Origin of the sequence: Aequorivita vitellina (genome assembly GCF_022008365.1) — a bacterium.
Classification (GTDB): domain Bacteria; phylum Bacteroidota; class Bacteroidia; order Flavobacteriales; family Flavobacteriaceae; genus Aequorivita; species Aequorivita vitellina.
This window is the reverse complement of record NZ_JAIRBA010000003.1, coordinates 99012-124288: the sequence shown is the minus strand read 5'-3', so window position 1 is coordinate 124288 and position 25277 is coordinate 99012. Positions and strand designations below refer to the sequence as shown.

At 36.4% G+C, this 25277-nt stretch carries 26 protein-coding genes; 10 read left to right on the top strand and 16 right to left on the bottom strand.

Going from position 1 to position 25277, the window contains the following annotated elements; all coding sequences use genetic code 11:
• Positions 1-4 precede the first annotated feature (4 nt).
• Positions 5-1882, bottom strand: coding sequence for a RecQ family ATP-dependent DNA helicase (locus tag K8089_RS02495; protein WP_338149234.1), 1878 nt, complete (start codon positions 1880-1882; stop codon positions 5-7).
• 116 nt (positions 1883-1998) lie between these two features.
• The gene (locus tag K8089_RS02490) at positions 1999-2535 is read right to left on the bottom strand and encodes an AAA family ATPase (RefSeq protein ID WP_237601695.1); all 537 of its coding nucleotides are present in this window, start codon (positions 2533-2535) and stop codon (positions 1999-2001) included.
• Positions 2536-2617: 82 nt separating this feature from the next.
• Here K8089_RS02490 and K8089_RS02485 point away from each other — a divergent pair, with 82 nt between their 5' ends.
• The 3 genes from K8089_RS02485 to murA all read left to right on the top strand — a co-directional run bounded on the left by K8089_RS02485 (position 2618) and on the right by murA (position 4969).
• Positions 2618-2908, top strand: coding sequence for a DUF493 family protein (locus K8089_RS02485; protein ID WP_237601752.1), 291 nt, complete (start codon positions 2618-2620; stop codon positions 2906-2908).
• A 76-nt stretch (positions 2909-2984) separates the two neighbouring features.
• A complete protein-coding gene (locus tag K8089_RS02480) occupies positions 2985-3638 on the top strand; it encodes a DUF4290 domain-containing protein (protein WP_237601694.1) in 654 nt (217 codons plus the stop codon).
• A 17-nt stretch (positions 3639-3655) separates the two neighbouring features.
• On the top strand, positions 3656-4969 hold the full coding sequence (gene murA, locus K8089_RS02475) for a UDP-N-acetylglucosamine 1-carboxyvinyltransferase (RefSeq protein ID WP_237601693.1): 1314 nt from the start codon (positions 3656-3658) through the stop codon (positions 4967-4969).
• 5 nt (positions 4970-4974) lie between these two features.
• Here murA and K8089_RS02470 read toward each other — a convergent pair whose 3' ends face one another.
• The 3 genes from K8089_RS02470 to K8089_RS02460 all read right to left on the bottom strand — a co-directional run bounded on the left by K8089_RS02470 (position 4975) and on the right by K8089_RS02460 (position 7463).
• Positions 4975-5562 (bottom strand): hypothetical protein, encoded by a 588-nt coding sequence (locus tag K8089_RS02470; RefSeq protein ID WP_237601692.1) that lies wholly within the window; start codon positions 5560-5562, stop codon positions 4975-4977.
• Between the two features lie 125 nt (positions 5563-5687).
• Complete coding sequence (locus K8089_RS02465; protein WP_237601691.1) at positions 5688-6992, bottom strand: cryptochrome/photolyase family protein; 1305 nt, start codon at positions 6990-6992, stop codon at positions 5688-5690.
• A gap of 3 nt (positions 6993-6995) precedes the next feature.
• A complete protein-coding gene (locus tag K8089_RS02460; protein ID WP_237601690.1) occupies positions 6996-7463 on the bottom strand; it encodes an SRPBCC family protein in 468 nt (155 codons plus the stop codon).
• A gap of 332 nt (positions 7464-7795) precedes the next feature.
• Between K8089_RS02460 and K8089_RS02455 the strand changes: the two genes are divergently transcribed.
• On the top strand, positions 7796-8641 hold the full coding sequence (locus K8089_RS02455; protein WP_237601689.1) for a DUF2911 domain-containing protein: 846 nt from the start codon (positions 7796-7798) through the stop codon (positions 8639-8641).
• A 53-nt stretch (positions 8642-8694) separates the two neighbouring features.
• Here the strand turns inward: K8089_RS02455 and K8089_RS02450 are convergent, their stop codons facing one another.
• The 7 genes from K8089_RS02450 to K8089_RS02420 form a co-directional block, all read right to left on the bottom strand.
• Positions 8695-9135, bottom strand: coding sequence for a sensor of ECF-type sigma factor (locus K8089_RS02450; RefSeq protein WP_237601688.1), 441 nt, complete (start codon positions 9133-9135; stop codon positions 8695-8697).
• Complete coding sequence (locus K8089_RS02445) at positions 9132-9632, bottom strand: hypothetical protein (protein ID WP_237601687.1); 501 nt, start codon at positions 9630-9632, stop codon at positions 9132-9134. Before K8089_RS02445 ends, K8089_RS02450 begins: the two co-directional genes overlap by 4 nt.
• Positions 9633-9728: 96 nt before the next feature.
• Complete coding sequence (locus K8089_RS02440; RefSeq protein ID WP_237601686.1) at positions 9729-10286, bottom strand: RNA polymerase sigma factor; 558 nt, start codon at positions 10284-10286, stop codon at positions 9729-9731.
• A gap of 114 nt (positions 10287-10400) precedes the next feature.
• Complete coding sequence (locus K8089_RS02435) at positions 10401-12227, bottom strand: ABC transporter ATP-binding protein (RefSeq protein ID WP_237601685.1); 1827 nt, start codon at positions 12225-12227, stop codon at positions 10401-10403.
• Positions 12227-13942, bottom strand: coding sequence for a phospho-sugar mutase (locus tag K8089_RS02430; protein ID WP_237601684.1), 1716 nt, complete (start codon positions 13940-13942; stop codon positions 12227-12229). Before K8089_RS02430 ends, K8089_RS02435 begins: the two co-directional genes overlap by 1 nt.
• A gap of 151 nt (positions 13943-14093) precedes the next feature.
• On the bottom strand, positions 14094-15038 hold the full coding sequence (locus tag K8089_RS02425; protein WP_237601683.1) for a glycosyltransferase family 2 protein: 945 nt from the start codon (positions 15036-15038) through the stop codon (positions 14094-14096).
• A gap of 3 nt (positions 15039-15041) precedes the next feature.
• Positions 15042-15584, bottom strand: a complete 543-nt coding sequence (locus tag K8089_RS02420; protein ID WP_237601682.1) for a DUF4199 domain-containing protein — start codon at positions 15582-15584, stop codon at positions 15042-15044.
• Between the two features lie 187 nt (positions 15585-15771).
• Here K8089_RS02420 and K8089_RS02415 point away from each other — a divergent pair, with 187 nt between their 5' ends.
• The 4 genes from K8089_RS02415 to K8089_RS02400 all read left to right on the top strand — a co-directional run bounded on the left by K8089_RS02415 (position 15772) and on the right by K8089_RS02400 (position 19290).
• Positions 15772-16056, top strand: a complete 285-nt coding sequence (locus tag K8089_RS02415) for a type B 50S ribosomal protein L31 (RefSeq protein ID WP_237601681.1) — start codon at positions 15772-15774, stop codon at positions 16054-16056.
• A 128-nt stretch (positions 16057-16184) separates the two neighbouring features.
• Complete coding sequence (locus K8089_RS02410) at positions 16185-16502, top strand: hypothetical protein (protein ID WP_237601680.1); 318 nt, start codon at positions 16185-16187, stop codon at positions 16500-16502.
• 25 nt (positions 16503-16527) lie between these two features.
• Complete coding sequence (locus K8089_RS02405) at positions 16528-17703, top strand: GlmU family protein (RefSeq protein WP_237601679.1); 1176 nt, start codon at positions 16528-16530, stop codon at positions 17701-17703.
• Positions 17704-17811: 108 nt separating this feature from the next.
• Positions 17812-19290 carry an RNA-binding protein gene (locus tag K8089_RS02400; RefSeq protein WP_237601678.1) on the top strand — a complete coding sequence of 493 codons (1479 nt, stop codon included), beginning with the start codon at positions 17812-17814 and terminating at the stop codon, positions 19288-19290.
• Here K8089_RS02400 and K8089_RS02395 read toward each other — a convergent pair.
• The 3 genes from K8089_RS02395 to K8089_RS02385 are packed head-to-tail and all read right to left on the bottom strand — an operon-like array spanning position 19287 to position 22566.
• Entirely contained in the window at positions 19287-20594 is a 1308-nt protein-coding gene (locus tag K8089_RS02395; protein ID WP_237601677.1) for a M48 family metalloprotease, read from the bottom strand. The two genes, K8089_RS02400 and K8089_RS02395, sit on opposite strands and share 4 nt — an antisense overlap.
• Positions 20595-20648: 54 nt before the next feature.
• A complete protein-coding gene (locus tag K8089_RS02390) occupies positions 20649-20930 on the bottom strand; it encodes a hypothetical protein (RefSeq protein WP_237601676.1) in 282 nt (93 codons plus the stop codon).
• Positions 20931-20946: 16 nt separating this feature from the next.
• Positions 20947-22566 carry an ABC transporter substrate-binding protein gene (locus K8089_RS02385; RefSeq protein ID WP_237601675.1) on the bottom strand — a complete coding sequence of 540 codons (1620 nt, stop codon included), beginning with the start codon at positions 22564-22566 and terminating at the stop codon, positions 20947-20949.
• A 159-nt stretch (positions 22567-22725) separates the two neighbouring features.
• Between K8089_RS02385 and mtaB the strand changes: the two genes are divergently transcribed.
• Positions 22726-24057, top strand: coding sequence for a tRNA (N(6)-L-threonylcarbamoyladenosine(37)-C(2))-methylthiotransferase MtaB (gene mtaB / locus K8089_RS02380; RefSeq protein ID WP_237601674.1), 1332 nt, complete (start codon positions 22726-22728; stop codon positions 24055-24057).
• Here the strand turns inward: mtaB and K8089_RS02375 are convergent.
• Entirely contained in the window at positions 24054-24353 is a 300-nt protein-coding gene (locus K8089_RS02375) for a GNAT family N-acetyltransferase (RefSeq protein ID WP_237601673.1), read from the bottom strand. The genes mtaB and K8089_RS02375 overlap by 4 nt on opposite strands.
• A 250-nt stretch (positions 24354-24603) precedes the next feature.
• On the opposite strand from K8089_RS02375, the gene K8089_RS02370 reads away from it, so the two are divergent.
• Entirely contained in the window at positions 24604-25263 is a 660-nt protein-coding gene (locus tag K8089_RS02370) for an alpha/beta hydrolase family protein (RefSeq protein WP_237601672.1), read from the top strand.
• Positions 25264-25277: the final 14 nt, after the last annotated feature.

Sequence of the window (25277 nt, the reverse complement as noted above, 5' to 3'; positions counted from 1 at the left end):
TTTTTCAGTTTAAATAATATTGGTTCTTCGGATTCATTTTTATCTTTTCGGCTTCCATTAAAAGACGAATAACCTTTAATACATCAGCTTCGGCAAAAGTAAGTTTTTCTGCCAGCTCGCGCGAACTTAAATCTTCACCTTCAAGAATTGCTAGAATTTGTGCTGCCAGCTCATGAATTTCACCTTTTGAAAGTTTTGCGTTCTGGCCTTTACAAACGGAACATATTCCGCATTTTGAAGCTGTAGTTTCTCCAAAGTACGATACCAATTGTACGCTTCTGCAGGTTTTTGTGTTTTCAATATATTGCAATACGGCATTAACTTGTGCCGTTTTTTTTCGGTTTAAGGCTTCTACATCGCGCGCAATAACGTTAATAGTTTTATCGTCTTCGCGTGGTTTTAAAAATGTAAGCGTAGCATCGGTAATTTGTAGGGTCATTTCCACAACGCGATCGCGTTCCATTTTTTTTAAAATTGCAATCACAGTTTCAATAGATTGGCCAGTTTTTGCGACAATTAAATCTAAGTTTATGGAAGTAGGCATTTCAAAAATTCCACCATAAATTCTCAGGATGGTTTTACCAATAACAGATGCCGTAATATCGTTTTCAAAATAATTTAAAACTCTTTCTGAAGCTATAATAAACTGAAGCGTAGATTTACGGCCAAATTCCTGTGAAAGTTGAATGATAGCCAAACGGTCTAAACTATTTAATGCATTGTAGGTAAGGAGGGTGTTGAGGTTGTAAGTTTTGCAAAATTCAGAAAAATTAAAATTGTGCTTTGTAAACTCTCCTTCGCCGTAAGAAATTTGAAAATAATTGTGAAGCTTTCGATATATTTTTTTTAAATCGGCAGTAGTTGGTAACGATTCTACGAACTGCTTTTTTACATATATTTTGTCGTACTCATTATATAGTAGTACTGCTGAAGCATATTGCCCGTCGCGGCCTGCACGTCCGGCTTCCTGAAAATAGCTCTCTAAACTTTCGGGAATTTGAAGGTGAATTACAAAGCGCACATTGTGTTGGTCAATTCCCATTCCAAAAGCATTGGTAGCTACCATGGTTGAAAATGTGCCGTTGCGCCAGGCTCTTAGTTTTTCAGCTTTTTCCTTTGCGGAGATTCCGCCGTGATAAAAGGTGGAAGCAATACCCAGGCTGTTGAGTTGTTCGCTTATTTCAACGGTGCTTTTTCTATTGCGAACGTAAACAATTGCGGCGCCTTTATTGTTTTTAAGCAGCAATTCGGTTTTATACAGTTTGTCTTCTTCTTTATAAACTTGATACGAAAGATTATCACGCACAAACGAATTTCTAAAAATTGCTGGAAGCTCCATTTTTAATTCAATAATGGTGTCTTCCAAAACTTCAGGCGTCGCAGTGGCGGTAAGTGCTATAATTGGTGCCAGGGGATGAATCTCGCGAAGTATGGTAATGTTTTTATAGGCGGGTCTAAAATCGTTTCCCCATTGCGAAATACAGTGCGCTTCATCTACCGCAATTGAATTCACATTCATTTGCTTAATATAGTTTTGAACTATCTCCTGTTGAAGTCGTTCGGGGGAAAGGTAAAGAAACTTGTAATTGCCGTAAAGGGCGTTGTCTAGCAATGTGTTTAGCTCGTTGAAAGAAATTCCGCCGGTAAGTTTTAACGCTTTTATACCGCGTTCTTTAAGCGCATTTACTTGGTCGCCCATCAGTGCCACTAATGGTGAAACTACAATACAAATACCGTCCGTGGCCATTGCGGGAACTTGAAAACACAACGATTTTCCGCCGCCAGTTGGCAATAGTGCTACGGTGTCTTTTCCACTTAATACAGACGCAATAATTTCTTCCTGCATGGGTTTGAAGGAAGTGTACCCCCAATATTTGGTCAATATGTCGCGGACATTCGTCAAACTGTTCTTCAATTATTGGGTTATAGCGGTTTTATATTGTAAATATAATGGCTTACACGCTAAAATTATAACGTATGTAATTGCAAAATTCAGTTTCAGTTTATATTTGCCAAAATAAAATTAGCACGTTCTTCAAGCGTTCCTACAGGTACTTCTTGAGTTTTATAACCATAGTTTTCGTATCCATTTTTTAAAAAGTGGAAAATTTTTTCGGCTTGCTCAAAAGATTCGTAACGTTGGTTGTCTTTTTCGTAGATTTCTTCCCACGGTGGAAGTACAAATACTTCATTGTATCTGTATTCAGTGCATATTTCAGAAAAATTAACAGGGTAATGAACTTTTACAAAATCCATATAAGCTGTAACATCTGGCATGCCGCGGTCATAAAATAGGATGGGAGCCGTGCATTTTTTTCCATCGTTAAATTGCTTCAATCTGCCTTCTAGGAGTTTCTCGCTAAAGAGAATTGGATTTACCAAAAACAATTGTTCAATACCTTGTCTTTGTGCTTCTAAAGTTACGTCTCTCGAAATTTCGTGCATAACTTTATAGCCATCATTTTCTAAATATTTTATAAGTGCTGTTTTGCCAGAGCCGGGTCCTCCGGTTAATACAATTCTTTTCGTTTTCAAAAGTTTTAATTTTATGCAAAGTAAGTAAATAAATATTTGAACCGAAATAGTATCTTTGTGGCATATACAGCATATTTATTTGATGGAGCAAAACGAGAAAACTACCGAATTTTACGAACGATTAAAAAAACAACTTGAAGAAGATACTACGTGGCCCGCACCGTATCTCTTCAAATTTATTGTCCCTGCCCAGCTGGAAAAAATTGCAGAAATTGAAAAAATTTTTGACGGTACAAATGCTTATATAACCACCCGCGATTCTTCAAAAGGAACTTATTCCAGTGTTTCAATAAAAGTTACAATGGATTCTCCAGATGAAGTGATAAAGAAATATCTTGAAGTTTCCACGGTTGAAGGTGTAATTTCACTATAATTTTTAGTATTTTGCAACTGAAATGATTTTTCAATCTTTCCGCATACCTTAATATTCTTTCCTTAATAAAAACATTTTGATACAAGAAGTAGCCCAAATAGAGTATAATACAGAACGTCCAAAGTTGATTATTCCAGAATACGGTCGCCATATTCAAAAAATGGTAGATCATGCAATAGCCACGGAAGACAAAGACGAACGAAATAAATTAGCCAAAGGCATAATTGCGGTAATGGGAAATTTAAACCCACACCTTCGCGATGTTCCAGACTTTCAGCCAATGCTTTGGGATCAACTATTTATCATTTCAGATTTTAAATTAGATGTAGATTCTCCCTATCCAATTCCTTCTCGAGAGGAGTTAATGGAGCGTCCCGAACCATTGGAATATCCGCAAAACCATCCTAAATATCGCTTTTACGGAAACAACATAAAACGAATGATTGATGTAGCCAGCGGTTGGGAAGAAGGTGATAAAAAAGAAGGCCTTGTTCTTACAATTGCCAACCATATGAAAAAATGTTTTTTAAATTGGAATAAAGACACCGTAGAAGACGACGTTATTTTCGATCATCTTTTTGAGCTGTCAAATGGCAAAATCAATTTGAAAAATAGCGATGAAGATTTGAGCGATGCATCCAATTTACTAAAAAATAAAAAACGTTTTAATACGAGCAATTCTTCCAAAAAAAACTACAAATCTACAAGCCGAAACCGTAAACGTCATTAAAATTTCAACCGTAATTTATGGGAACTTTCCAAATAGAAGGCGGGCATAAACTCAAGGGCGAAATTACGCCACAGGGTGCCAAAAATGAAGCCTTACAAATTCTTTGTGCAGTATTATTAACACCAGAAAAAGTAGTTATTGAAAACATTCCAGATATTCTGGACGTCAATAAGCTAATTAAAATTCTAGAAAATTTAGGTGTAAAAATTGAAAAGTTGTCAAAAGGTAAATATTCATTTATTGCCGATGAAATTGATTTAAAATACTTAGAATCTGAACTTTTTAAACAAGAAGGAAGTTCGTTACGGGGTTCAATTATGATTGTGGGGCCTTTATTGGCAAGGTTTGGCAAAGGTTACATTCCGCGTCCAGGAGGCGATAAAATAGGAAGGAGAAGACTAGACACCCACTTTGAAGGTTTTATAAAACTCGGAGCGAAATTCCGTTACAACAAAGAGGAGCGTTTTTACGGTGTGGAAGCACCCAACGGTTTAAAAGGAGCTTATATGCTTTTAGACCAAGCTTCGGTCACCGGAACGGCTAATATTGTTATGGCTGCCGTTTTAGCCAAAGGTGTTACCACTATTTACAACGCCGCTTGCGAACCATACCTACAGCAACTGTGCAACATGCTAAATGCCATGGGCGCCAAAATTGCTGGTGTAGGCTCAAACCTTTTAACCATTGAAGGTGTTGAAAATTTAGGAGGTTGCACCCACCGTATTCTACCAGATATGATAGAAATTGGGAGCTGGATAGGTTTGGCGGCAATGACAAAAAGCGAAATAACTATTAAAAACGTGAGTTGGGATAATTTGGGGTTAATTCCTGAAACCTTTAGAAAGCTAGGTATAAAGCTAGACAAAAAAGGTGATGACATCCATATTCCTGCTCAAAATGAATACGAAATCCAAGGTTATATAGATGGGTCTATTTTAACAGTAGCCGATGCCCCTTGGCCCGGTTTTACACCAGATTTACTGAGTATTGTTCTTGTTATCTGTACACAAGCGAAGGGAAGTGTGCTTATTCATCAAAAAATGTTTGAAAGCCGCTTGTTTTTCGTTGATAAGCTGATAGACATGGGAGCAAAAATTATACTGTGCGATCCACACCGAGCTACAGTTATTGGTCATAATTTTAAGTCTAATCTCAAAGCTACTACAATGGTTTCACCAGATATTAGAGCAGGGGTTTCACTTTTAATTGCAGCGCTATCGGCAGAGGGTACCAGTACAATTCACAATATTGAACAGATTGATCGTGGGTACGAAAATATTGATGAAAGATTACGGGCTATTGGAGCTAAAATAACACGTATAGAGCCGTAAGCCAGTTAAACTTTTCGATTCTTATTTATTTCGTCTTGTAATTTTCTGCGCAATTTTTGCTCGCGTTCCAAACTGTTTCTTCGGTAATCTTCGAGTTCAATTTCCATCTCAGCCATTTTAAGTTGGGCTTCTTTTGTGATTTTATGGCTGTTTAAAAACCTAACAAACAAGAGAGCAGTAACTAAAAGAAGCACTAAAATTATTCCCCACATTATTGAATTGTAAGTAGCTTTTGAAGTGAGAATGCCAAAAACTTCAATTCCATTTTCCTTTTCTTTTGAAATGGTCAAGTTCTCCTGCGTATTTTTTAAATTTTGACGCAGCGAATCTATTTCACTTTTTTGTTGCGACAATTCTGTTTCTTGGCTATTTATATTTTGCTCTAAAGCAGAAACCGAGTCTAAAATATTCTTTTTTAGCCTAGCAAGTTGCGATTTTTTAATGACTTTATATTCCTGATAACTGTTGCTTTTTTCAAAGGCTTCCGTCATTTGATCATTTAATGTATTCTTGCGAACTTGAACTGAATCCTGTGCCGAAACGCCCAAGACGTAAAAAAATAGCAGAAGGAACGCTAATAATATCTTCTTCATGTTTAGTGTTTTCAAGTAATGTTTATTTAACTGTGCAAGAGTAGCAAAATTGTGCTGAATGGCATAAAGATACAATCTCTTTACCTTTTTTTTAACAAATTTACAGAAAGAAGCGAGGCAGAGCGTTATGAAACGGCTGCTTTGTAAACCTTTAAACAACGTTCACGTGCTTCTTTATGATCTACAATTTTATCGGGATAGTTTTCAGTTCCAAATTCGGAAACATATTTTTTGATGTATTTGTAATCTTTATCAAATTTTTCAATCTGTGTTGTTGGGTTAAAAATTCTGAAATACGGTGCGGCATCTACACCACTACCTGCTGCCCACTGCCAGTTGCCAATGTTGCTGGCCATTTCATAATCCAACAATTTTTCAGCAAAATATGCCTCACCCCAACGCCAATCTATTAACAAGTGTTTACACAAAAAACTGGCAACCAGCATCCGCACGCGGTTATGCATATAACCTGTTTCGTTAAGTTGACGCATTCCTGCATCTACTAATGGATAACCTGTTTTTCCTTCTTTCCATTTTTTAAATTCAGTTTCGTTATTTCGCCATTCAATTCTGTCGTATTTTTTTTTGAAGGTTTTTGCTACTGTTTCGGGGAAATGCCAAAGAATTTGCATAAAAAATTCGCGCCATATTAATTCCTGCCAAAAAACTTCATTGTTTTCCGAAGTTGCTTTTTTCATTATTTTCCGAATACTCACTGTGCCAAAACGCAAGTGCGGTCCCAAATGCGAAGTAGCATCTTCTGCGGGAAAATTTCTTCGTTTTTCGTACTCCTGAATAGTGGTGGGGGTAACATCGTATTTGGGTACTTCTATTTCAGATTTTTCAAAACCTATATCACTCAAACTTAGGTTTGGCAATCGCGAATGTTGAATAAGATTTTTAAAATATTGGGAAGTGTAGTAAATTTTGTTTTCGTATTCTTTTTTGAACTTCGTTTTCCACAGTTTCATATACGGTGTATAAACTATATACGGGTCGCCATCGCTTTTTACCACCTCGTCTTTCTCAAAAATTACTTGATCTTTGAATGTAAAAAAATCTATTTTATTTTTGGTTAAGACTGCTTCAATTTCACCATCACGTTTGTTCGCGTAAGGCTCATAATCGTGATTTGTATAAACATTTTGAACATTATATTCTGAAACAATATTTTTAAAAACAGTCTCAGGCTTGCCGTTGAATAATGCAATACTACTTCCGTGCTTCTGCAATTCATCTCGCATTTTTTGAAGCGTATTAAAAATAAAAGTAACCCGTGCATCTTTTTTAGGGAGTTCATTGAGTATTTCTGAATCGAAAATAAAAATGGGAAGGACGGGAAATTCGCCGTGTAACGCTTCGTAAAAACCAATGTTGTCGTCCAACCGTAAATCTCTTCGGAACCAAAAAATGTTGACATTTTCTTTCAAATTTTAATTGTTTAATGTTCCGAACAATTCAATCAATTTTTTTTGTCGGTATTCAAAAATTTCGTCGAGCTTTGGCTTAACTAAAAAAGAATGAGCTAATTGACCTATAAAACCGAAAGGAAGTTTGTAGTGAAGTAAATCTTCCATTTCAACCCCACCGTCAATTTCTTTTATAAAATGCTTGTGATGCCACAGCGAATAGGGGCCGAAGCGTTGTTCATCAACAAAGTATTTTTTAGTTTCAGTATGGGTTATTTCGGTAATCCACTTGGTTTTTATCCCTAAAATTGGCGTGACAATGTACTCTATTATTTGTCCGGCAAACATGGGTCTATCTGCGCCAGATTGTATGTTAAAACCCATATAATCTGGTGTAATGACTTTTAAGTTTTTCGGGTTCGATAAAAAATCCCAAGCTTCATTTAATGTGATGGGGAGATTTTGTTTTGCGTGAAGCGTATAAATTTTCATTTAGTGTTACTTGCTTCTATTGCCTGATAATTTCTCGTTCATCATTAATAATCTGTAGGTATTGGTTTTTATCTTGCTCCGTCGGAAAGTTTGCGTAAATATTTTTTTAAAATTCTTAAACATATTCTATTTTTTCTTTAAATGTACTTTGTTTTATCATATCTATAAAAGATTAAACAAAATATTAACAATTATTGACAATCGTTTTATTAGTCGGGCTTTTGAAAGGTTGCCACGCTATAAAATTTAAATGAATTTAAGGTTTTCTTAACTTTTAAAGATTTTTCAAATAGTAACTTCGTAAAAAATATAAACACTTTAAAATCATAACGATGAAAAAGATTATTTTACTCTTTTCCGCTTTTCTGCTAACCGTTGGCATTCAGGCTCAAATTCAAACCCCACAAGCAAGTCCGTTTCAAAAAATTGAACAAAAAGTAGGGCTTACCGATGTAACTTTAGAATACTCGCGTCCTTCTATGAAAGGTAGAACTATATTTGGAGGTTTAGTTCCTTACGACGCTATTTGGCGCACGGGTGCAAATGCAAGTACAAAAATTACTTTTAGTGACGACGTTGAAATTGGCGGTAAAACTGTAAAAGCAGGAACCTATGCTATCTATACAAAACCAGCAGTTTCTAGCTGGGATGTATATTTTTACAGCGATGCGAACAACTGGGGAAATCCGCCTAAATGGGACGAAGATAAAGTAGCGGCTCATGTTTCCGCTCAAGCCTACCCAATGGCAATGAATGTTGAAACTTTTACCATGAGTTTTGATGAACTTAAAAACGATGAAGCAACTCTTGGAATACTTTGGGAAAAAACTTATGTAGGGGTGCCCATTAAATTTAACACAGACAAAACGGTTACAGCTAATATTGAAAAGGTGCTGAACGGCCCAGGAGCTAACGAATATTACGCAGCTGCGGTTTATTACCTAGAAGCTGGTAAAGACATTAAACAAGCTAAGGCTTGGATGGATAAAGCTATGGAAATGAACAAAGACCCTAAGTTTTATCAGCTTCGTCAAAAGGCATTAATTTACGCAAAAGCCGGCGACAAAAAAGGTGCTATTGAAGCAGCTAAAAAATCGATGGAACTTGCAAAAGCAGCAGGGAATACTGATTATATAGCTTTAAACGAAAAGTCTTTAAGAGAGTGGGGAGCAATGTAATTTAATGGTTTCTATATAAATTTAAAAGCCTCGAAAATTTTCGAGGCTTTTTTTTAATCTTTTCGTTTTTCGTGGCTCTGTCTATATCGCTCAAAAAGTTCGCGTTTAAAATCGTCTTCTGCTTTTTTGAGTGAAATTATTTTTTTTGGTGAAATTACTTTCCGCAATTCCGCTGTCATTTGTTTTCTCAATTGCACTTTTCCAGACTCAATGGCAAGGTTTTTATCTATAAGATCATTGGCTTCGGCATCGGTTAGTTTGTTTAATCCTTCGCGAAGTTTTTCAAAAATTTCGTTGCGTTCCTTTACACGTAGCGCATGAAATTTATCGTGATAACTGTTGTAAATAGGCCAAAATTTTTCTGCTTCTGCGGGCGTTAAGGCTAAAGCTTCGGTAATGTACGCTGTTTTTAACGCTTTAATTTTTTCGTGTTTTCCATCTTGGGCCTGCACGGTGGCAGCCATAAAGAGAAATAAAATAACTAATTTCTTCATTGTTCGTTAATTATAGTTGCTGCATCTAAATTATTTAGCAGATAGTCTTCCAAATCGTCGTCTGAAAATTGCTGCGCTTCAAAATCTATACTAATAATGTCTTTATCTTCAATATAACTTGTTAAATCGTAAAGGTCAAAATTTAAATTTCCCTCCTCAATATAGGTGTCAATGGCTGCCAATTGGAGTGCATCCAGACTTGATTCGCTATCGTTGTTCGTAAAAATGGTAAAGCCAATAAGTAAACAAGCCGCTACTGCCGCTGCATATCCAAAGTATTTCTTTGGAAATAGCTGAATAACCTTTTTAGGCTTTTCAGAACTAGTTACCGCTGCCAAAACGCGTTCGTCCAGATTTTCGAAATACGTATCGGGAACATTAAAACCAGTGGACTTCGGAAAGTTTTCTTCCGAAATTTTACTGAAAAGTCGCTCCTCGAAAGTTTCAAAATAGCCTTCGGGCACTTTAAAATTGGGTGTGTTCTTTTGTTTTTTCACTTTTAATTTCGACTTCTAATAAGTTATAATGTTTTAGCTAACTTGTTTATTTTTTAATTGGACAGATAGCACATTCTATTTGATACTTACTGTATTTTAATTTAAGGATGTTTCATTCATTTTTATATATTCCGTAATCTTTTTTACCGCAATGTGATAACTGCTTTTTAAGCCTCCTGTTGTGGTTTCCAGTATTTCTGAAAGCTCCTCAAAAGTGTGATCTTCAAAATATTTCATCGTAAAAATCAATCGTTGTCTTTCCGGAAGCGTTGCAATTGCTTTTTGAAATTGTAGCTGAATGGCGTCGCCTTCAAAATATACATCACTTTCCAATTTGCGCATCGCATTGTCTTTTACATTTTCAATTGAAACATTGTTGCGTTTCGCTTTTTTGTTGATAAAAGTAATAGATTCGTTAGCTGCAATTCTGTACATCCACGTGTGTAATTTACTTTCACCTTTAAAAGAATTGATGTTCCTAAAAATTTTAATAAACGTGTTCTGAAGCACATCGTCAGCGTCGTCATGGTCTAAAACGATGTTTCGTATTTGCCAATAAAGTCGTTCTTTATACTGCGACACAAGTTCGCGAAAGGCGGCTTCTTTTTCCGCTTCGGTCTGTAATGCCGTTACCAATTCTTTTTCTTCAACCACTTGTGCACAATTGTTATTATGACTAAAGATAATCCGAAAAGTTTAAATGAGGTTGTGATTCTTTTCTATGCAGCTCTGTGAAATAACTAAAATGCAGAGGTTTGCGGAGTTTAATTATGCTAAAGACTGCATTTCTACAAGGCTGTAATAAACGCCTTTTAGCGCTAACAACTCCTGGTGTTTGCCTTGCTCTACAATTTTTCCTTTTGAGAGAACGACAATTTTATCGGCATTTTGAATTGTAGAAAGACGGTGCGCAATTACAATTGAAGTGCGGTTTTTCATCATTTTTTCCAAAGCATCCTGCACCAAACGTTCGCTTTCAGTGTCTAAAGCTGAAGTTGCTTCGTCTAAAATCATTATCGGCGGATTTTTTAAAACGGCACGGGCAATGCTCAAACGTTGTTTTTGGCCGCCGCTCAATTTATTTCCGCTGTCGCCAATATTGGTTTCAAAACCTTCGGGAAGATCTTTTATAAATTCAAAAGAGTTGCTTATATCTGCGGCCTCCTTCAATTCTTCATCGGTTGCTATTGGTTTTCCGAGCTTTAAATTGTTTGCTACTGTATCATTAAAAAGTATGGAGTCTTGCGAAACAATTCCCATTAATCCACGGAGTGATTTTTTTGAAATATTTTTAATATCTACGCCATCAATTTCAATACTGCCTTGGTTTACGTCGTAAAAACGCGTCAATAGGTTTGCAATCGTACTTTTTCCGCTACCGGATTGCCCAACGAGCGCGACGGTTTTCCCTTTCGGAATTTCAAGTGAAAAATCCTTTAAAACGTACTGATCTTCGTATTTAAATGAAATATTTTTAATTGAAATAAGGCCGTCAAAACCTTCCTTTTGTATTGGGTTTTCAATATCGGTAATTGTGTTTTCGGCTTCCAGTAATTCTAAAATACGCTGGGCAGAACCGTCGGCACGTTTAACCGAATAACTTGCTTTTGCAATGGCTTTTGCCGGTGTTAAAATATTATACGCCAACATAATGTAGCCAAGGAAAAAACTGGCGTCTAAAGTGCGATCAACAAACACCAAATACCCACCGTAAATTAAGAGGATCCCGATAGTTATAATTCCCAGTAACTCGCTTAATGGCGAAGCGAGGTTCTGTCTGTTCATCACTTTGTTGGAATGTTTATAAAACCGTTGGTTGCTATCTTCAAATTTTTTCTGAAATAAATTTTCAGCGTGAAAAGCTTTTATAATGCGTAGTCCGCCCATAGTTTCTTCTAAAATGGAAAGAAAAACGCCCTGCTCTTGTTGTACTTTTAACGAACCTCTTTTTAATGATTTCCCTACTTTGGAGATTAGAAAACCAGAAATTGGTAAAAACAGAAACACAAAAAGCGTTAATTTCGGACTTATAAAAAGCATTGTTGCGAGCGAAAAAATAATGGTTAAAGGCTCGCGAATAATCATTTCTAAAACGGAAAGTACTGAGTTTTTCACCTCGTCCACATCGCCACTCAAACGCGAAATGGTGTCTCCCTTTCTTTTTTCAGAATAAAAAGCTAATGGAAATTGAATTACTTTGCTGTACAGATCATTCCGCAGATCTCTTAAAACGCCATTGCGTAAAAAAGTGGAATAGTACATTGCCAAATAATTGCTCAAGTTTTTCAGTAAAAAGATAGTAACAATCAGTCCTATCATAAATAGTAGCACCTTAAAATCGCCGTATTCATTGATGTATTTAACTAAATAATAGTTGAGTGAATCTTGAATATAGGTTGTTAATTTCGTGATGCTATCATAAACCGGTTTGGCACCAACTTCGCGTTGGTCGCTAAAAATAACTTGGAGTACCGGAATTAAAGCTAAAAATGACAGTGTGCTAAATAAAGCATACAGAATATTGAAAAATATATTTAAATACGCATACCTCTTATAAGGAAAAACATAGCGCAGTATTTTTCTGAAATAACTCATTAACTCACGTTTAGTTGTGCAGCGATTGCATTTATTTTTTTCTGAAGTATTTCTTCAAAATTTGTCTTTTCAGTAGTATTTACGCTAATGTAAAATTTTATTTTCGGTTCGGTGCCGCTGGGGCGTGCCGCAATTTTGCTTCCGTCCTCGGTGTAATAAATTAAAACGTTGGATTTTGGAAGATTTAAGGTTGAAGTTTCCTGTTTTAAAAAATTGGTGGTTTCATTTTTAGACACATCGTCCATTCGCACCACCTTGCTTCCTGCAATTTCTTTAAAAGGATTTTCGCGAAGTGTTTTCATCATTGCTGAAATTTCTTCGGCTCCCTGTTTTCCTTTTTTTGTAATTGAAATTAAATGCTCGCGGTAATTTCCAAATTCATTGTAAATAGCATCTAAATATTCAAACATACTACTGCCGGCATGCTTTTTTTGCGCTGCTATTTCACAGGCGAGTAGGGTAGCGGTTACCGCGTCTTTATCGCGCACAAAATCGCCCACCAAATATCCAAAACTTTCTTCGCCACCACCAATAAATTCAAGTTCTGGGAAGTCGTTAATCATTTTGGCAATCCACTTAAAACCTGTAAGTCCTTCAATGTATTTTACGTTATAATGTGCCGCAACTTTTTTAACCATTGGCGTTGAAACTATTGTGGAAGCCACGAATTGTTTTCCGTTCAGTTTTCCAGCTTTTTCCCACTTTTCCAGTAAAAAGTGTGTCATTAAAACCATGGTTTGGTTTCCGTTGAGCAAAACCATTTCGTTGTTAGCATTTCTCACAGCCACTCCCAAACGGTCGCAATCTGGATCGGTGCCAATTACAATATCTGCATTTTCTTTTTCGGCGAGTTCCAAAGCCATTTTTAAAGCGGCTGGTTCTTCTGGGTTTGGCGATTTTACCGTTGGGAAATCCCCGTTTGGCTCTGCTTGTTCTTCGACAATTGAAACATTGTTATAACCAGCTAATTCCAAAACCTTCGGAATCATTGTAATTGAAGTTCCGTGAAGTGAAGTGAACACAATTTTAAACTTGTCTTTTGCTTCTTTTGGCGTATTAAAGGTCCCGTTTTCAACCGAAGCTTTTGCGAAAGCTTCGTCAACTTCAGAATCTATAAATTGAATTAAATTTTCGTTTGCATCAAATTTTATGTCTTCGTATTTAAGTGAATTTATTTCGGCAATTATTTCGCCATCCTGCGGTGGAACTAGCTGTCCGCCATCTTCCCAATATACTTTGTAGCCGTTGTATTCGGGCGGATTGTGCGAAGCTGTTAAAACAATACCGGCTTGACAATTTAAATGTTTAACGGCAAATGAAAGCTCCGGAGTGGGGCGCAATTCAGAAAAAAGAAAAACTTTTATTCCGTTTGCCGAAAAAACGTTGGCCACTACTTTTGCAAATTCTTTGCTATTGTGGCGGCAATCGTAAGCAATAGCGACTTTAATTTCCTGCTTTGGAAATTGAGTTTTTAAATAATTTGAAAGGCCTTGGGTATTTTTTCCCAAGGTGTATTTGTTAATTCGGTTATCGCCAAGGCCCATTATTCCTCGCATTCCTCCTGTTCCGAATTCAAGACTTTTATAAAAACTGTCTTCCAGCCCTTCGGGGTCGTTGGCAATCATTTCTTTAATGTCGTGCTGGGTTTTCTGGTCGAAAAACGGGGTGAGCCATTGGTTAACTTTGTCCAGAATTTTCGGATCTACGTAAATCATTTTCTTTATTTAAAAGTGCAAAAGTAGCAATAAAAAACGATGAACTCGAAGGGTTCAGATATTTATAGGTCAAATGAAATTCAAAAAGATTCTACCTTTTTAAGGGCGCACAAATCTCCGGCAATATTGGTTCTTTCAAATTAATGAATCCCTACTTAACTGTTTCCTTTATAATATAGTTTCGCGAATCTTTTTTGCTTCTGAGAATCAATTCGCCTAAAAAACCGGCAAGGAAAAATTGTGATCCCAAAACCATTGCAATTAGAGCTATAAAAAATTCGGGTCTGTCTGTAATAAGTCTTGCCGAAGGATTGATAAACAATTTGTCGATGCCCAAAAACAGCGCAAAACAAAAACCTACAAAAAGCATAAATGCACCCCAAGCGCCAAAAAGGTGCATAGGCCGTTTCCCGAAACGCGACAAAAACCAAATGGTTATTAAGTCTAAAAACCCGCGGATAAAACGTTCTGCACCAAATTTTGTCGTTCCGTATTTTCGAGCTTGGTGCAAAACGGGTTTTTCAGAAATATTGCCAAATCCTGCATTTTTGGTCAAAACTGGAATGTAACGGTGCATTTCGCCTGTTACTTCAATTGTTTTTATTACGTCTTTTTTATATGCCTTTAGGCCACAATTAAAGTCGTGCAGTTTTACGCCCGAGGTTTTTCGAGCGGCATAATTAAACAATTTTGAAGGTAGATTTTTACTGAGTATAGAGTCGTACCGTTTCTTTTTCCAACCGGAAACTAGGTCGAAATCTTCTTCGGTTATCATTTTGTACAGTTCGGGAATTTCTTCGGGGTTGTCCTGCAAATCGGCATCCATCGTAATTATTACATTTCCCTGCGCCATTGCAAAACCTGCGTGTAGCGCTTGCGATTTTCCATAATTCTTTTGAAAACGAATTCCTTTTACCTCAGAATTTTCGTGAGATAACTTTTCAATTATTTTCCACGAATCGTCAGTACTGCCATCGTCAATAAAGATAAGTTCGTATAAAAAACCATTGGATTGCATAACAGATGCAATCCAACGGTACAATTCATTTAGCGATTCTTCTTCGTTGAGAAGAGGTATAACGATGGAAATATTCATTAATTAGTTTAACGGATTTGGATTCTTCGTCTTGAAAATTAGGGCAACTAGCAAGCCAATTACGCTCATAAATGCTAAGCTGAAAACGTAACTTTTAAGCTGGGAACCAATTGCAAAATTGTTTTGCTCAGACATTTTTGCCATTTGTTCGTCAATTGCAGCTTGTGGGGTTCCAAATTTTTCTAACATTTCTGCAGTCATGGCTAACGTTTTTTCTTGAAGGTTAGCTGCCATATCTGGGTCTATAATATTAAAAATTAATATCCCTACCAAGGTGCTGATTAAAAGCCCAAGTGCAACGGTAATAAAATAAACGGTAAAGCCTTGCTTAAAGTTCATCATGCCGCCCAAAATGCCTTTAGCTTTGGCTGTAGAGACAATTCCCATTGCAATAATGATGATAAAACTAATAATTCCTACATACCATTTTGTAAAAAGATCTGGGTTTAATACATACATTAAAGTGGTCATAAGCGCTAAGACTGCACCTAAAATAACACCGTAATTAACTGCGGATTTTTTAATTGAAATAGGTTGGTTTTCCATTTTTAAAATATTTATTTGGTTCGGTTTGTTAGTAAACAAAGATAGCAAAACGTTACATTTGCGTGCGAAATAGTACTGAATTAAAAAAGTGTATTATTTTGTTGTTAATTTCCAATTAATAGTTAAATTTGCAAACTCATTTCCGAAAGGTCGGAAGCGTGCATTTTTAAATTATAATATTAGATAGATGAAAAAAGGTATCCACCCAGAAAATTACAGATTAGTTGCTTTTAAGGATATGAGCAATGAAGAAGTATTCCTTACAAAATCAACTGCAGATACAAAAGAAACTATCGAGGTAGATGGTGTTGAGTATCCTTTGGTAAAGATGGAGATTTCACGTACTTCACATCCTTTTTATACTGGAAAAGCAAAACTTATTGATACTGCAGGACGTATTGATAAATTCAAAAACAAGTACAATAAGTTTAAAAAACCTGCAAAGAAAACAGAAGCTAAAACTGAAGAGTAATCCTCTTTGTGGCACTTCGGGTTCGCTCAGTGTCTAAAAAATACAAAAGCCTTCGAGAAATCGAGGGCTTTTTTTATTATAGTTACGGGTAGCTTTATTATCTTTAATTCTTAATTTAATTTAAAAAAATGATACTTCCGTGGACAAAGTTAATACCAACCGCCATCTCTTTAGTAGAAGTGGCTGGCAGCGTACTTTCTTCTAACCAAAAAGAAAAGGCTAGATTAGCAAAGATTAATGATTTTGATATGGAAACTTTGGCTAAACGTATTGAGGTTCTTGAAAGTAACGAACTGAAACAGGCAGAACTTATCAAAGAAATGGCACAGCAAAACCTAATTCTAATTAAAAATGCCGAAAACAATTATAAGCTAGCAATTATAGGTTTTATCACAGCTTTAATAGCGATAGTTTTATTATTTATCCTATTCGTTGTGAAGCTCTAAAAATTCAATCGAAACAATAAATAAAATGAATTATATTCTCTTCGACAGCAGCGTCCGCAACCAGCTTTTGCCATTTACATTTACACGACCTGTGGCAGATGTTCGTGTTGGTATTTTAACAATTCGCGAAAAGTGGGAGCATTTTTTAGGCTTTACAACCACGACAGTTACCGAAGATTACCTTTCTGAAAAATATCCGTTTTTGGAACTGGAGCAGAATATATTAATCAATGCGTCCTTCCTTCCATCGGAAAATTTGGTGAATATTATTAAAGGATTGGGAGAAAACCAAGCGGTCTTTTTCGATGATGAACCAATTGCCTTTTTCACGACTGAAGGGCAGGAAGTAGATTTTGAAACCTTTGATGTAATCCAATATTCCCACGAGGATGTTTTAAGAATAGAACACACTTGGGATATTTTTTCAAAAAATGGCGAAGCAATAAAGCGCGATTTTGAAATGCTAACCAAAAACAGAAAATCGCAACCCATTCCCAAAGGCGTTTGGACAAAAAACCCAGAAAATATTTTTATAGAAGAAAACGCGAAAATTGAATTTTGCACACTAAACGCTTCCGAAGGACCTATATATATAGGTAAAGACGCCGAAATTATGGAAGGAGCATTGGTACGCGGTCCATTTGCACTTTGCGAACATTCCACATTAAAAATGGGCGCCAAAATATACAGTAACACCACTGTTGGCCCTCATAGTAAAGTTGGGGGAGAAGTGAATAATTCGGTAATTTTCGGTTATTCAAATAAGGGACACGATGGATTTTTGGGGAATTCCGTTTTGGGTGAATGGTGTAATTTAGGTGCAGACACTAATAATTCCAACTTAAAAAATAACTATGCCGAAGTGCGACTTTGGGATTACCAAACCGAAGGTTTTGCAAGAACGGGACTACAATTTTGTGGGTTAATGATGGGCGATCACAGCAAATGCGGTATCAACACCATGTTTAATACGGGGACCGTTGTGGGCGTAAGTGCTAATATATTTGGCAGTGGTTTCCCTCGTAATTTTGTTCCAAGTTTTAGTTGGGGCGGAAGTGGCGGTTTCACTACGTATAAAACCGACAAAGCATTTGAAGTGGCAAAAGTGGTTATGAGCCGTAGAAATATTGAGTTTTCAGAAATGGATGCTAAAATTTTGGAACACGTTTTTGACGAAACGGCCCAATGGCGAAAAGGATAATCCAACGAATCCAAAAAAATATTCCCAACTTATTTATTCAAAATAGTTCATAATATTATTGATTTAGCTTTATTTGTTCTTTTTAAGGAATCCCCAAATCATCAATTTATGAAAAATTTCTTACTCGGTCTATTCGCCTTTCTTTCCTTTACTGCAAGTCGCGCGCAAATGACCGATCTTTTATCGCTCGCCAATGGCACTCTTACATTTTTCAATCCAATTTTTGAAGAAGATAAATCTATCTATGGTTACTTTGCGGTGTTTGATTTGGGCAAAGTCAATGAATACGAAAACAGATTTGAATATGTAATCTTAGACACGCGCTTGGCAAAAGTGGCGAATGGGGAATTTTTGACCCCAGAATACGAAAAAGTTACCAGTAATTTTTACTCACTCGAAAAAATTAAAGACAAGCTACTTTTAAGTAGATTGTACAATTCGTACAACCGTACGTACGTAATATTTACCTCGCACACCGAAATTGACTTAAAAACAAATACACCATCGACAACTTTTTATGTTGAAGAAGGAAAATTTGTAGACGGCTTCAGAAATGCTGAGACCCTTTTTAAAGATCAACGCAAATACGGGGGATTGGATTTGCTATACGGTTTAGACGAAAACTACCTCACTTTTCAGGTTTCCAAAGAGAGAAGAAGTATGGGAGACGTTAATGCCGTTGCCATATTTGGCGCAGATAAACAGGAAAAATGGGACACGACATTTCTTACGGGAGAACGTTCAGATAAATACCGAAAATTTTCCATTAGCTATGCCGAAAACAATACGTTGATAATTGAAGAAAAGAACAGAAAAGAAATTACGCTACACGCCTTTGATCCGCTAACCGGTGCAAAACTATTTTCTTATTTGTTGGAAAATGGTGACTCTGACTACAATTATAATTTCAGAATAAGGAAGATTGGAGATGAATTAATTATAACTGGCAAGATAAGTTCTTACAGTAGTTTTGGCTATAAATACGAAAATGCAAAAGGTTTATTTAAGATAAAATTAGCCGCAGATGGCACCGAAAATTTCAAAAAATATTTTCTTTGGGAAGAGGCTGCAGAATTTTTAGAAATAAACAAACGCGGAAAACTTGAAAAAGGATATCGCCTGTTGGCGCAGGATTACTTTATTTTCGAGGATGGACGCATTACCTTTTTGGCCGAAAAATATAAGGAAGCTTACAATATCCTGTTGGGAGTAAATGTGCCAAAGGCAACCGACTTCGTATTGTTTCAATTTAATGATGAATTCACACTTCAAAATGTGGAAACCATTGTAAAGGACAAATCGAAATTTTCAATTTCAGACTACCTTTTTTCGCAGCCAATTAATAACGGAAACGACGTTGTATTCTTTTACAGAGATTATCAAAAGGATGAAGTTACCAAAGACAAAGATTGGGTTTTGGGAATTGTAAAATTGGTGGATAAGGAATTTAGTTACGAGCAGATTCCAATGTCGTCAGACGATTTTTATATTCAACCTTATATTGCGAAGGAAGGCTTTATTTTGCTGCGCGAATACAATAAAGATTCGGCACATAATAAAATCCGTTTGGAGCGGGTAAATTTTTAATTTTGAAGATAATAATCTGAAATATTTTTCATTTCATCCAGGTTTAAATTCCAAAGAAATGATAAATACCTAATATAGCTTTCGTCCTCCATTTCGGGGGTGACATATGCTACATATTTGTTGAAAGTGTATTGTTTTTTAGCTTCGTATAACAGCAGGAAATTTTGCCCCAATAGTTTTTTTAAATAGTCGTTTTTTGGTTCGTCAATCAGTCGCGCTATGTTGAAATAAATACCTTTTCCGTAATCTTCTTTTTCAATATAATTTGTAATTACTTCTTGATTTGCCACCAATTTTAACTTGTAGAAAGTAGATGAAGTATCAATTTTTGGTTCGGGAATTAAAGGATTATTTAGTTCGCTAAAATCTTTTTTCAGCTTCAAAATGCGTTCCTCTAATTCGGGATGTGTTTTAAGGGAATCTGCACTTATTTTTTCTTTGTAAAAACTGTAATTGTATTTTGAAAAATCTTCAACTTCCAACCATTGATCTTTAAAAGGCTGTTCGGATAAATCAAAAAGTGTTTCGTAATCTTTTTGGACAATTTCAATGGAGGGAATGCTATCAAATTCCTTTAAAAGATAAAGCGCCTCCAAAAAACTGGAATTCGGCAAGCCCATTTTTCTGAAGAGTAAATACCCTAACGAATCTGCCTGCTGTTCTTCTATTCTTCGTTTTCCACCTTCGGAATAAAGGATGTTTTTCATCAACGCAAATGCTTCGTCATTTTGCCCAACCTTCTTCCGTTCAATGTTGCGTAAGCGCGCTTTTAAAGCCTCGGAATTGTTTAACGTTACCTTAGACAGCAGCGTGTTTTCGGGATGCCTCAATTGCTTGTGACCCAGTTCGTGGCATATTACGGAAAGTAGCTGCTCTTCATTGTTAAAAAATCGAAATAATCCAATATTAATAACCAAAATGTCGCCCGGCATGCAATAAGCATTGGGATTATTGGAACGGGAGACGAGAATCTTAAAATCTGAAACATCATTGGTATTTAGCTTGGTGTTTAGTTTATCGCTAAGCGTTGAAATATATTCCGTAAACCGCGCATCGAGAATGAATTCTCTTTTTTCGATAGTGCGAATAAACTCTTCCTGCGAGAACTCGTAAATATCCCTAAGTTCGCGCTTAATTCTCCCTTTATGCTTCTTGTTTATTTTATCGTTAAAAATTTCGAATGCTGTTTTGTATTCTGCCACTAACATTTTTCTTGTAGCAAAATCTGCAGTATCTATTGGCGTTAATTCCTGCGAAAAAAGCATTGGGGCAAATAGGAAAATAAGGAAGTTAAAATGTTTCACTAAGTATTTTTTAGGCTGTGATGAGCGTATAAATGTGCGTCTGTTTTGCACGGATTAATAAAAAAACAAGAAGTAAATTAGCGCACCAACAATTACTAACATTACGCTGCTAAAAACAATCGCTACGTTTTTTTGGCGGCGTAATTCGCTTTCTTTCAGTTTTTGTTTGAAAGCTGCAAATTGGGCTGGCGACATTTTTTTGTAATCAACTACTTTTGTTGAAGTTCCGTATTTTGAAGCAGGATTTTTTTCGAAGTAATTATTGCGTTTGGCGAGCTGCTTCGCGTTACTTCTTATTGATTGTATCATTGCCGCAGCCGATCCTCCGAACCCCATGTTTTTACGTTTAAATTTACCGCTCCTTTTTTACTTTCTTCAAAACTAAAAAGTTTTGCGGATTAATACCTAAACCTGATACTTTTTTATTTACAAACCGCACGGCCATGTCGTAAAATAAGGGTACAATTGGAGCTTCTTCAATTATAATTGAATCCATTTTTTTATACAACATTTTTCGTTTTTCAATATTCGAAATAGTAAGCGATTTAACATACAGGCTATCAAACGATTGATTTTTAAAGTGCATATAATTAGGGCCGTTTGGCGCAAAGTTAGGACTGTAAAACAGCGAAAGATAGTTCTGGGCATCTGGGTAATCTGCAATCCAACTGGCGCGAAAGATATCTAACTCGCCACTGCTTTTCATCTGCCGAAGCGTGGAAGGCGGCATTACGTCTATCGTCACAGCAATCCCAAGTTTTTCAAGTTCGCGCTGCACATATTCGCACAAATCTAAATATTGGCTGTTGGTGCCGATTATTATTTCGGGTTTTGTATCGCCAGTTTCGGCTTTGTATTGTGCAATTAATTGTTTTGCTTTTTCGGGCTGATAGGTGTAACCGTCAATTTCAGCATAGCCAGGCAAGCCTTTCGGAATAAAACCGTGAATGGCCGGAATACCCATTCCGTTGCGAAGATAAGTTACCATCTTTTGGCGGTCGAAACCATAATTTATTGCTTGTCGCAAAGTTTTACTTTGTATTTCGGGGGTATTTGTACCAAGGAAAAAACCGAGGTATTCTGTATTCAAATACGGTCCCGTAATCATATAAGCCAAATCGTTGTACTTTGGCTGAAGTTTTCCGCGAGTGGTTAAGAGTTCGTCTTTATAACTTCCGTCCAAACCTGAAATAAAATCGAGCTTTCCCTGTGCAAATTGTAAAAACTCACTTTGCTTATCGGGTAAAAAAGTAATCGCAACCGCTTCTAAATACGGAAGCTTTTCGCCGTTTTCATCTCTTTCAAAATAAAGTGGGTTTCTTCGAAATACAAGCTTTACGTTTTCTTCCCACATTTTAAACTGAAAAGGACCCGTTCCCACAGGGTTTCTTCTAAATTCATTGCCGTAATATTCCACAGCTTCCTTCGGAACTACTGAACAGTAACGCATAGAGAGCAATCCCAAAAACGCGGGAAACGGTTGTTTTAGTTCAATTACAAAAGTGTGGTCGTTTTCGGCTTTGTAACTCTTCACGTAATTCATCACCCAACTGCCAGAGGAGGCTACTTTTTCATCTATCAAACGGTCGAAACTATAAACAAAATCCTGCGCTACTACTTTACGTGTATATCTTGTTGGGCTGTGCAATCCCTCCTGCGCAAAAGCTTTGTTTTGGTGAAAAAAAACATCGTCTCTTAAGTAAAATGTATAGGTAAAAGCAGTGTCGTTTATCTCCCAACTTTTGGCAATGTCTGGTTTAATGTTCAACGAATCATCTAATTGCACCAAACCGTTGTAAAGTTGATTGTCTGGCCAAATAGCTTGCGGATTACGCGCAAAAGCAGGATCTAGCGTAGGTATGTTTCCGTGTTCGTTGTAGCGGAAAACTAGGTGGTCGCGGTCGGTTTCTTCCTTGTTATTGCAAGAAAGAATCGTTAAAAAAATTGTAATGATTGTTAGGAACCTAAGCATTTAAAAAAATTACCACGAATGCACGAATATATGGGTTTATTGGCTCTTTTTTGTCCGAAAAATTAAATTTTCACCATAAAAATATTCGTTTATAAATAATATGTGGTTTCGTGGTTAAGAGTTTGTATTTTTGTGCCCTCGTTTGCCAAAAATACAACAATGAACGCACCAAAAAAAGTCGCTTTTTACACTTTAGGCTGTAAACTCAATTTCAGCGAAACTTCAACAATAGCAAGAAGTTTTGAGGGGGAAGGATTTCAGCGTGTTGATTTTTCTGAAGTAGCTGATATCTATGTAATTAACACTTGCAGCGTAACCGAAAATGCCGATAAACGTTTTAAAACTATTGTAAAACAAGCCCAGAAAGCAAATCCAAATGCTTTTGTAGCGGCTGTAGGTTGCTACGCGCAGTTGAAACCGCACGAACTGGCGGATGTGGATGGTGTTGATTTGGTTTTGGGAGCAACGGAAAAATTTAAGATAACAGATTATTTAAACGACCTGTCGAAAAATGATTTCGGCGAAGTGCATTCGTGCGAAATTGAAGATGCAGATTTTTACGTGGGCTCTTACTCCATTGGCGATAGAACCCGTGCTTTTTTAAAAGTGCAGGACGGTTGCGATTATAAATGTACGTATTGCACAATTCCTTTGGCACGCGGTATTTCGCGAAGTGATACTTTAGAAAACGTTTTAAAGAATGCCGCAGATATTTCGGCACAAGGAATTAAAGAAATTGTTTTAACTGGTGTAAATATTGGCGATTACGGAAAAGGTGAGTTTGGTAACAAAAAACACGAACACACATTTTTAGAACTTGTAAAAGCCTTGGATGAAGTAGAAGGGATTGAGCGCCTTCGAATTTCTTCAATTGAACCCAACCTTTTAAAGAATGAAACCATTGAATTTGTTTCAAAATCGAATTCATTTGTACCCCATTTTCACGTTCCGCTGCAGAGTGGGAGCAATGCTATATTAAAGTTAATGCGCCGCCGCTATATGAGTGAATTATATACCGAACGAGTAGCTAAAATTCGTGAAGTAATGCCGCATGCTTGTATTGGCGTTGATGTTATAGTTGGTTTTCCGGGCGAAACAGATGAGCACTTTTTAGAAACCTATCACTTTTTAAACGAGCTAGATATTTCGTATTTACACGTTTTTACATATTCGGAAAGAGATAACACGCCAGCTGCCGAAATGGAGGGAGTTGTCCCGATGAAAGTGCGAAACAAACGCAGTAAAATGTTACGTGGGCTTTCTGTTAAAAAACGCCGAGCTTTTTATGAAAGTCAGTTAGGATCTACTCGCACCGTGCTTTTTGAAGGAGAAAATAAAGCGGGTTACATTCACGGGTTTACAGAAAATTACGTAAAAGTGAAAACACCGTGGAATCCTGAGTTGGTAAACACCTTACAGGAAATTACACTTACTGAAATAGATACAGATGGCTTGGTGCGGTTTAAGACTACTGAACCGGTTTTGGGTTAAATATTAATGCCAACAGGTAATAAATCTTTGTATTTCCTTCTGTTTTTACGCATAAAACCTGCAATTTCGGGACTTGTGGGTACCAAGCTAATACCGCGATCTTTTACTTCATCAAAAACGGCTTTTATAAATATCTCTCTAAATCCTTGTTCTTCTAAGTCATCGGGCATTTCGTATTTTGTAAGAAAAATTTTGCGGTCCTGCAGTGCATATTCTATCCGTGCCATGTTGTCGCCAATTTCAAGTTCAAATTGTCTTAAAAATTCGTTGTCGGTAATTTCTACATCTTCAATCATGGTGAGTTTTTTTAAATTGGAAAAGTGTTTTCAGAATAGGGTATTCTTGAAGCGCGGCCATTAAAGTGCGTAATCTGGCCTAATAAAAAAATATTTTTATAAAATCTATTCTTAGATGTTCGGTTTGTTCTCAAAGTAAATTACGACTGAAAAATATTCAGTTGATAAGAAACGGTTATATAATTCTATCTTTGTACCCGTAAATTTACGAATAATCTTTGGGCTTTACCATTTTCTTCACAAAAGACTTATGAACTCTAATAAAACACATGTTTATTTTGTTCCCGGTTTGGCGGCCGGAAGCGAGATATTTAAGAATATTAAATTTCCTGAAAATTATAAAATTCATATTTTGGAGTGGCTAATTCCTGAGGAGGGAGAAAGTTTGAAAGACTATGCCAAGCGAATGGCGCTTCGGGTAAGTGAAAATAATGCAATTTTAATTGGCGTGTCTTTTGGTGGAGTTGTGGTACAGGAAATGAATAGCTTTTTAAGTTTGAAAAAACTCGTGATTATTTCTAGTGTAAAATCAAAAGATGAGCTTCCGCGCAGAATGAAATTTGCAAGTTTTACAAAAGCCTATAAATTAATTCCCACTAGTTTGGTTTTACAAGTAGATGATTTAACTAAGTTTTCAATAGGGCCCAAAACCCAAAAACGATTGTCGCTTTATCAACAATATCTCCACGTTCGCGATAAGCAATATTTAGATTGGGCAATTGAAAAAATGATCACTTGGGACCGACGCGAAAAGGTTAAAAATACAATTCATATTCACGGTGAAAAAGATATAATTTTTCCTATAAAATACATAGACGATTGCAGAGTTATAAAGGACGGAACACACATTATGATTTTAAACAAAGGCAGAAAAATTTCTAAAATGCTGTTGGAAATATTTGAAGAATAATAGCGGCTTTTTCT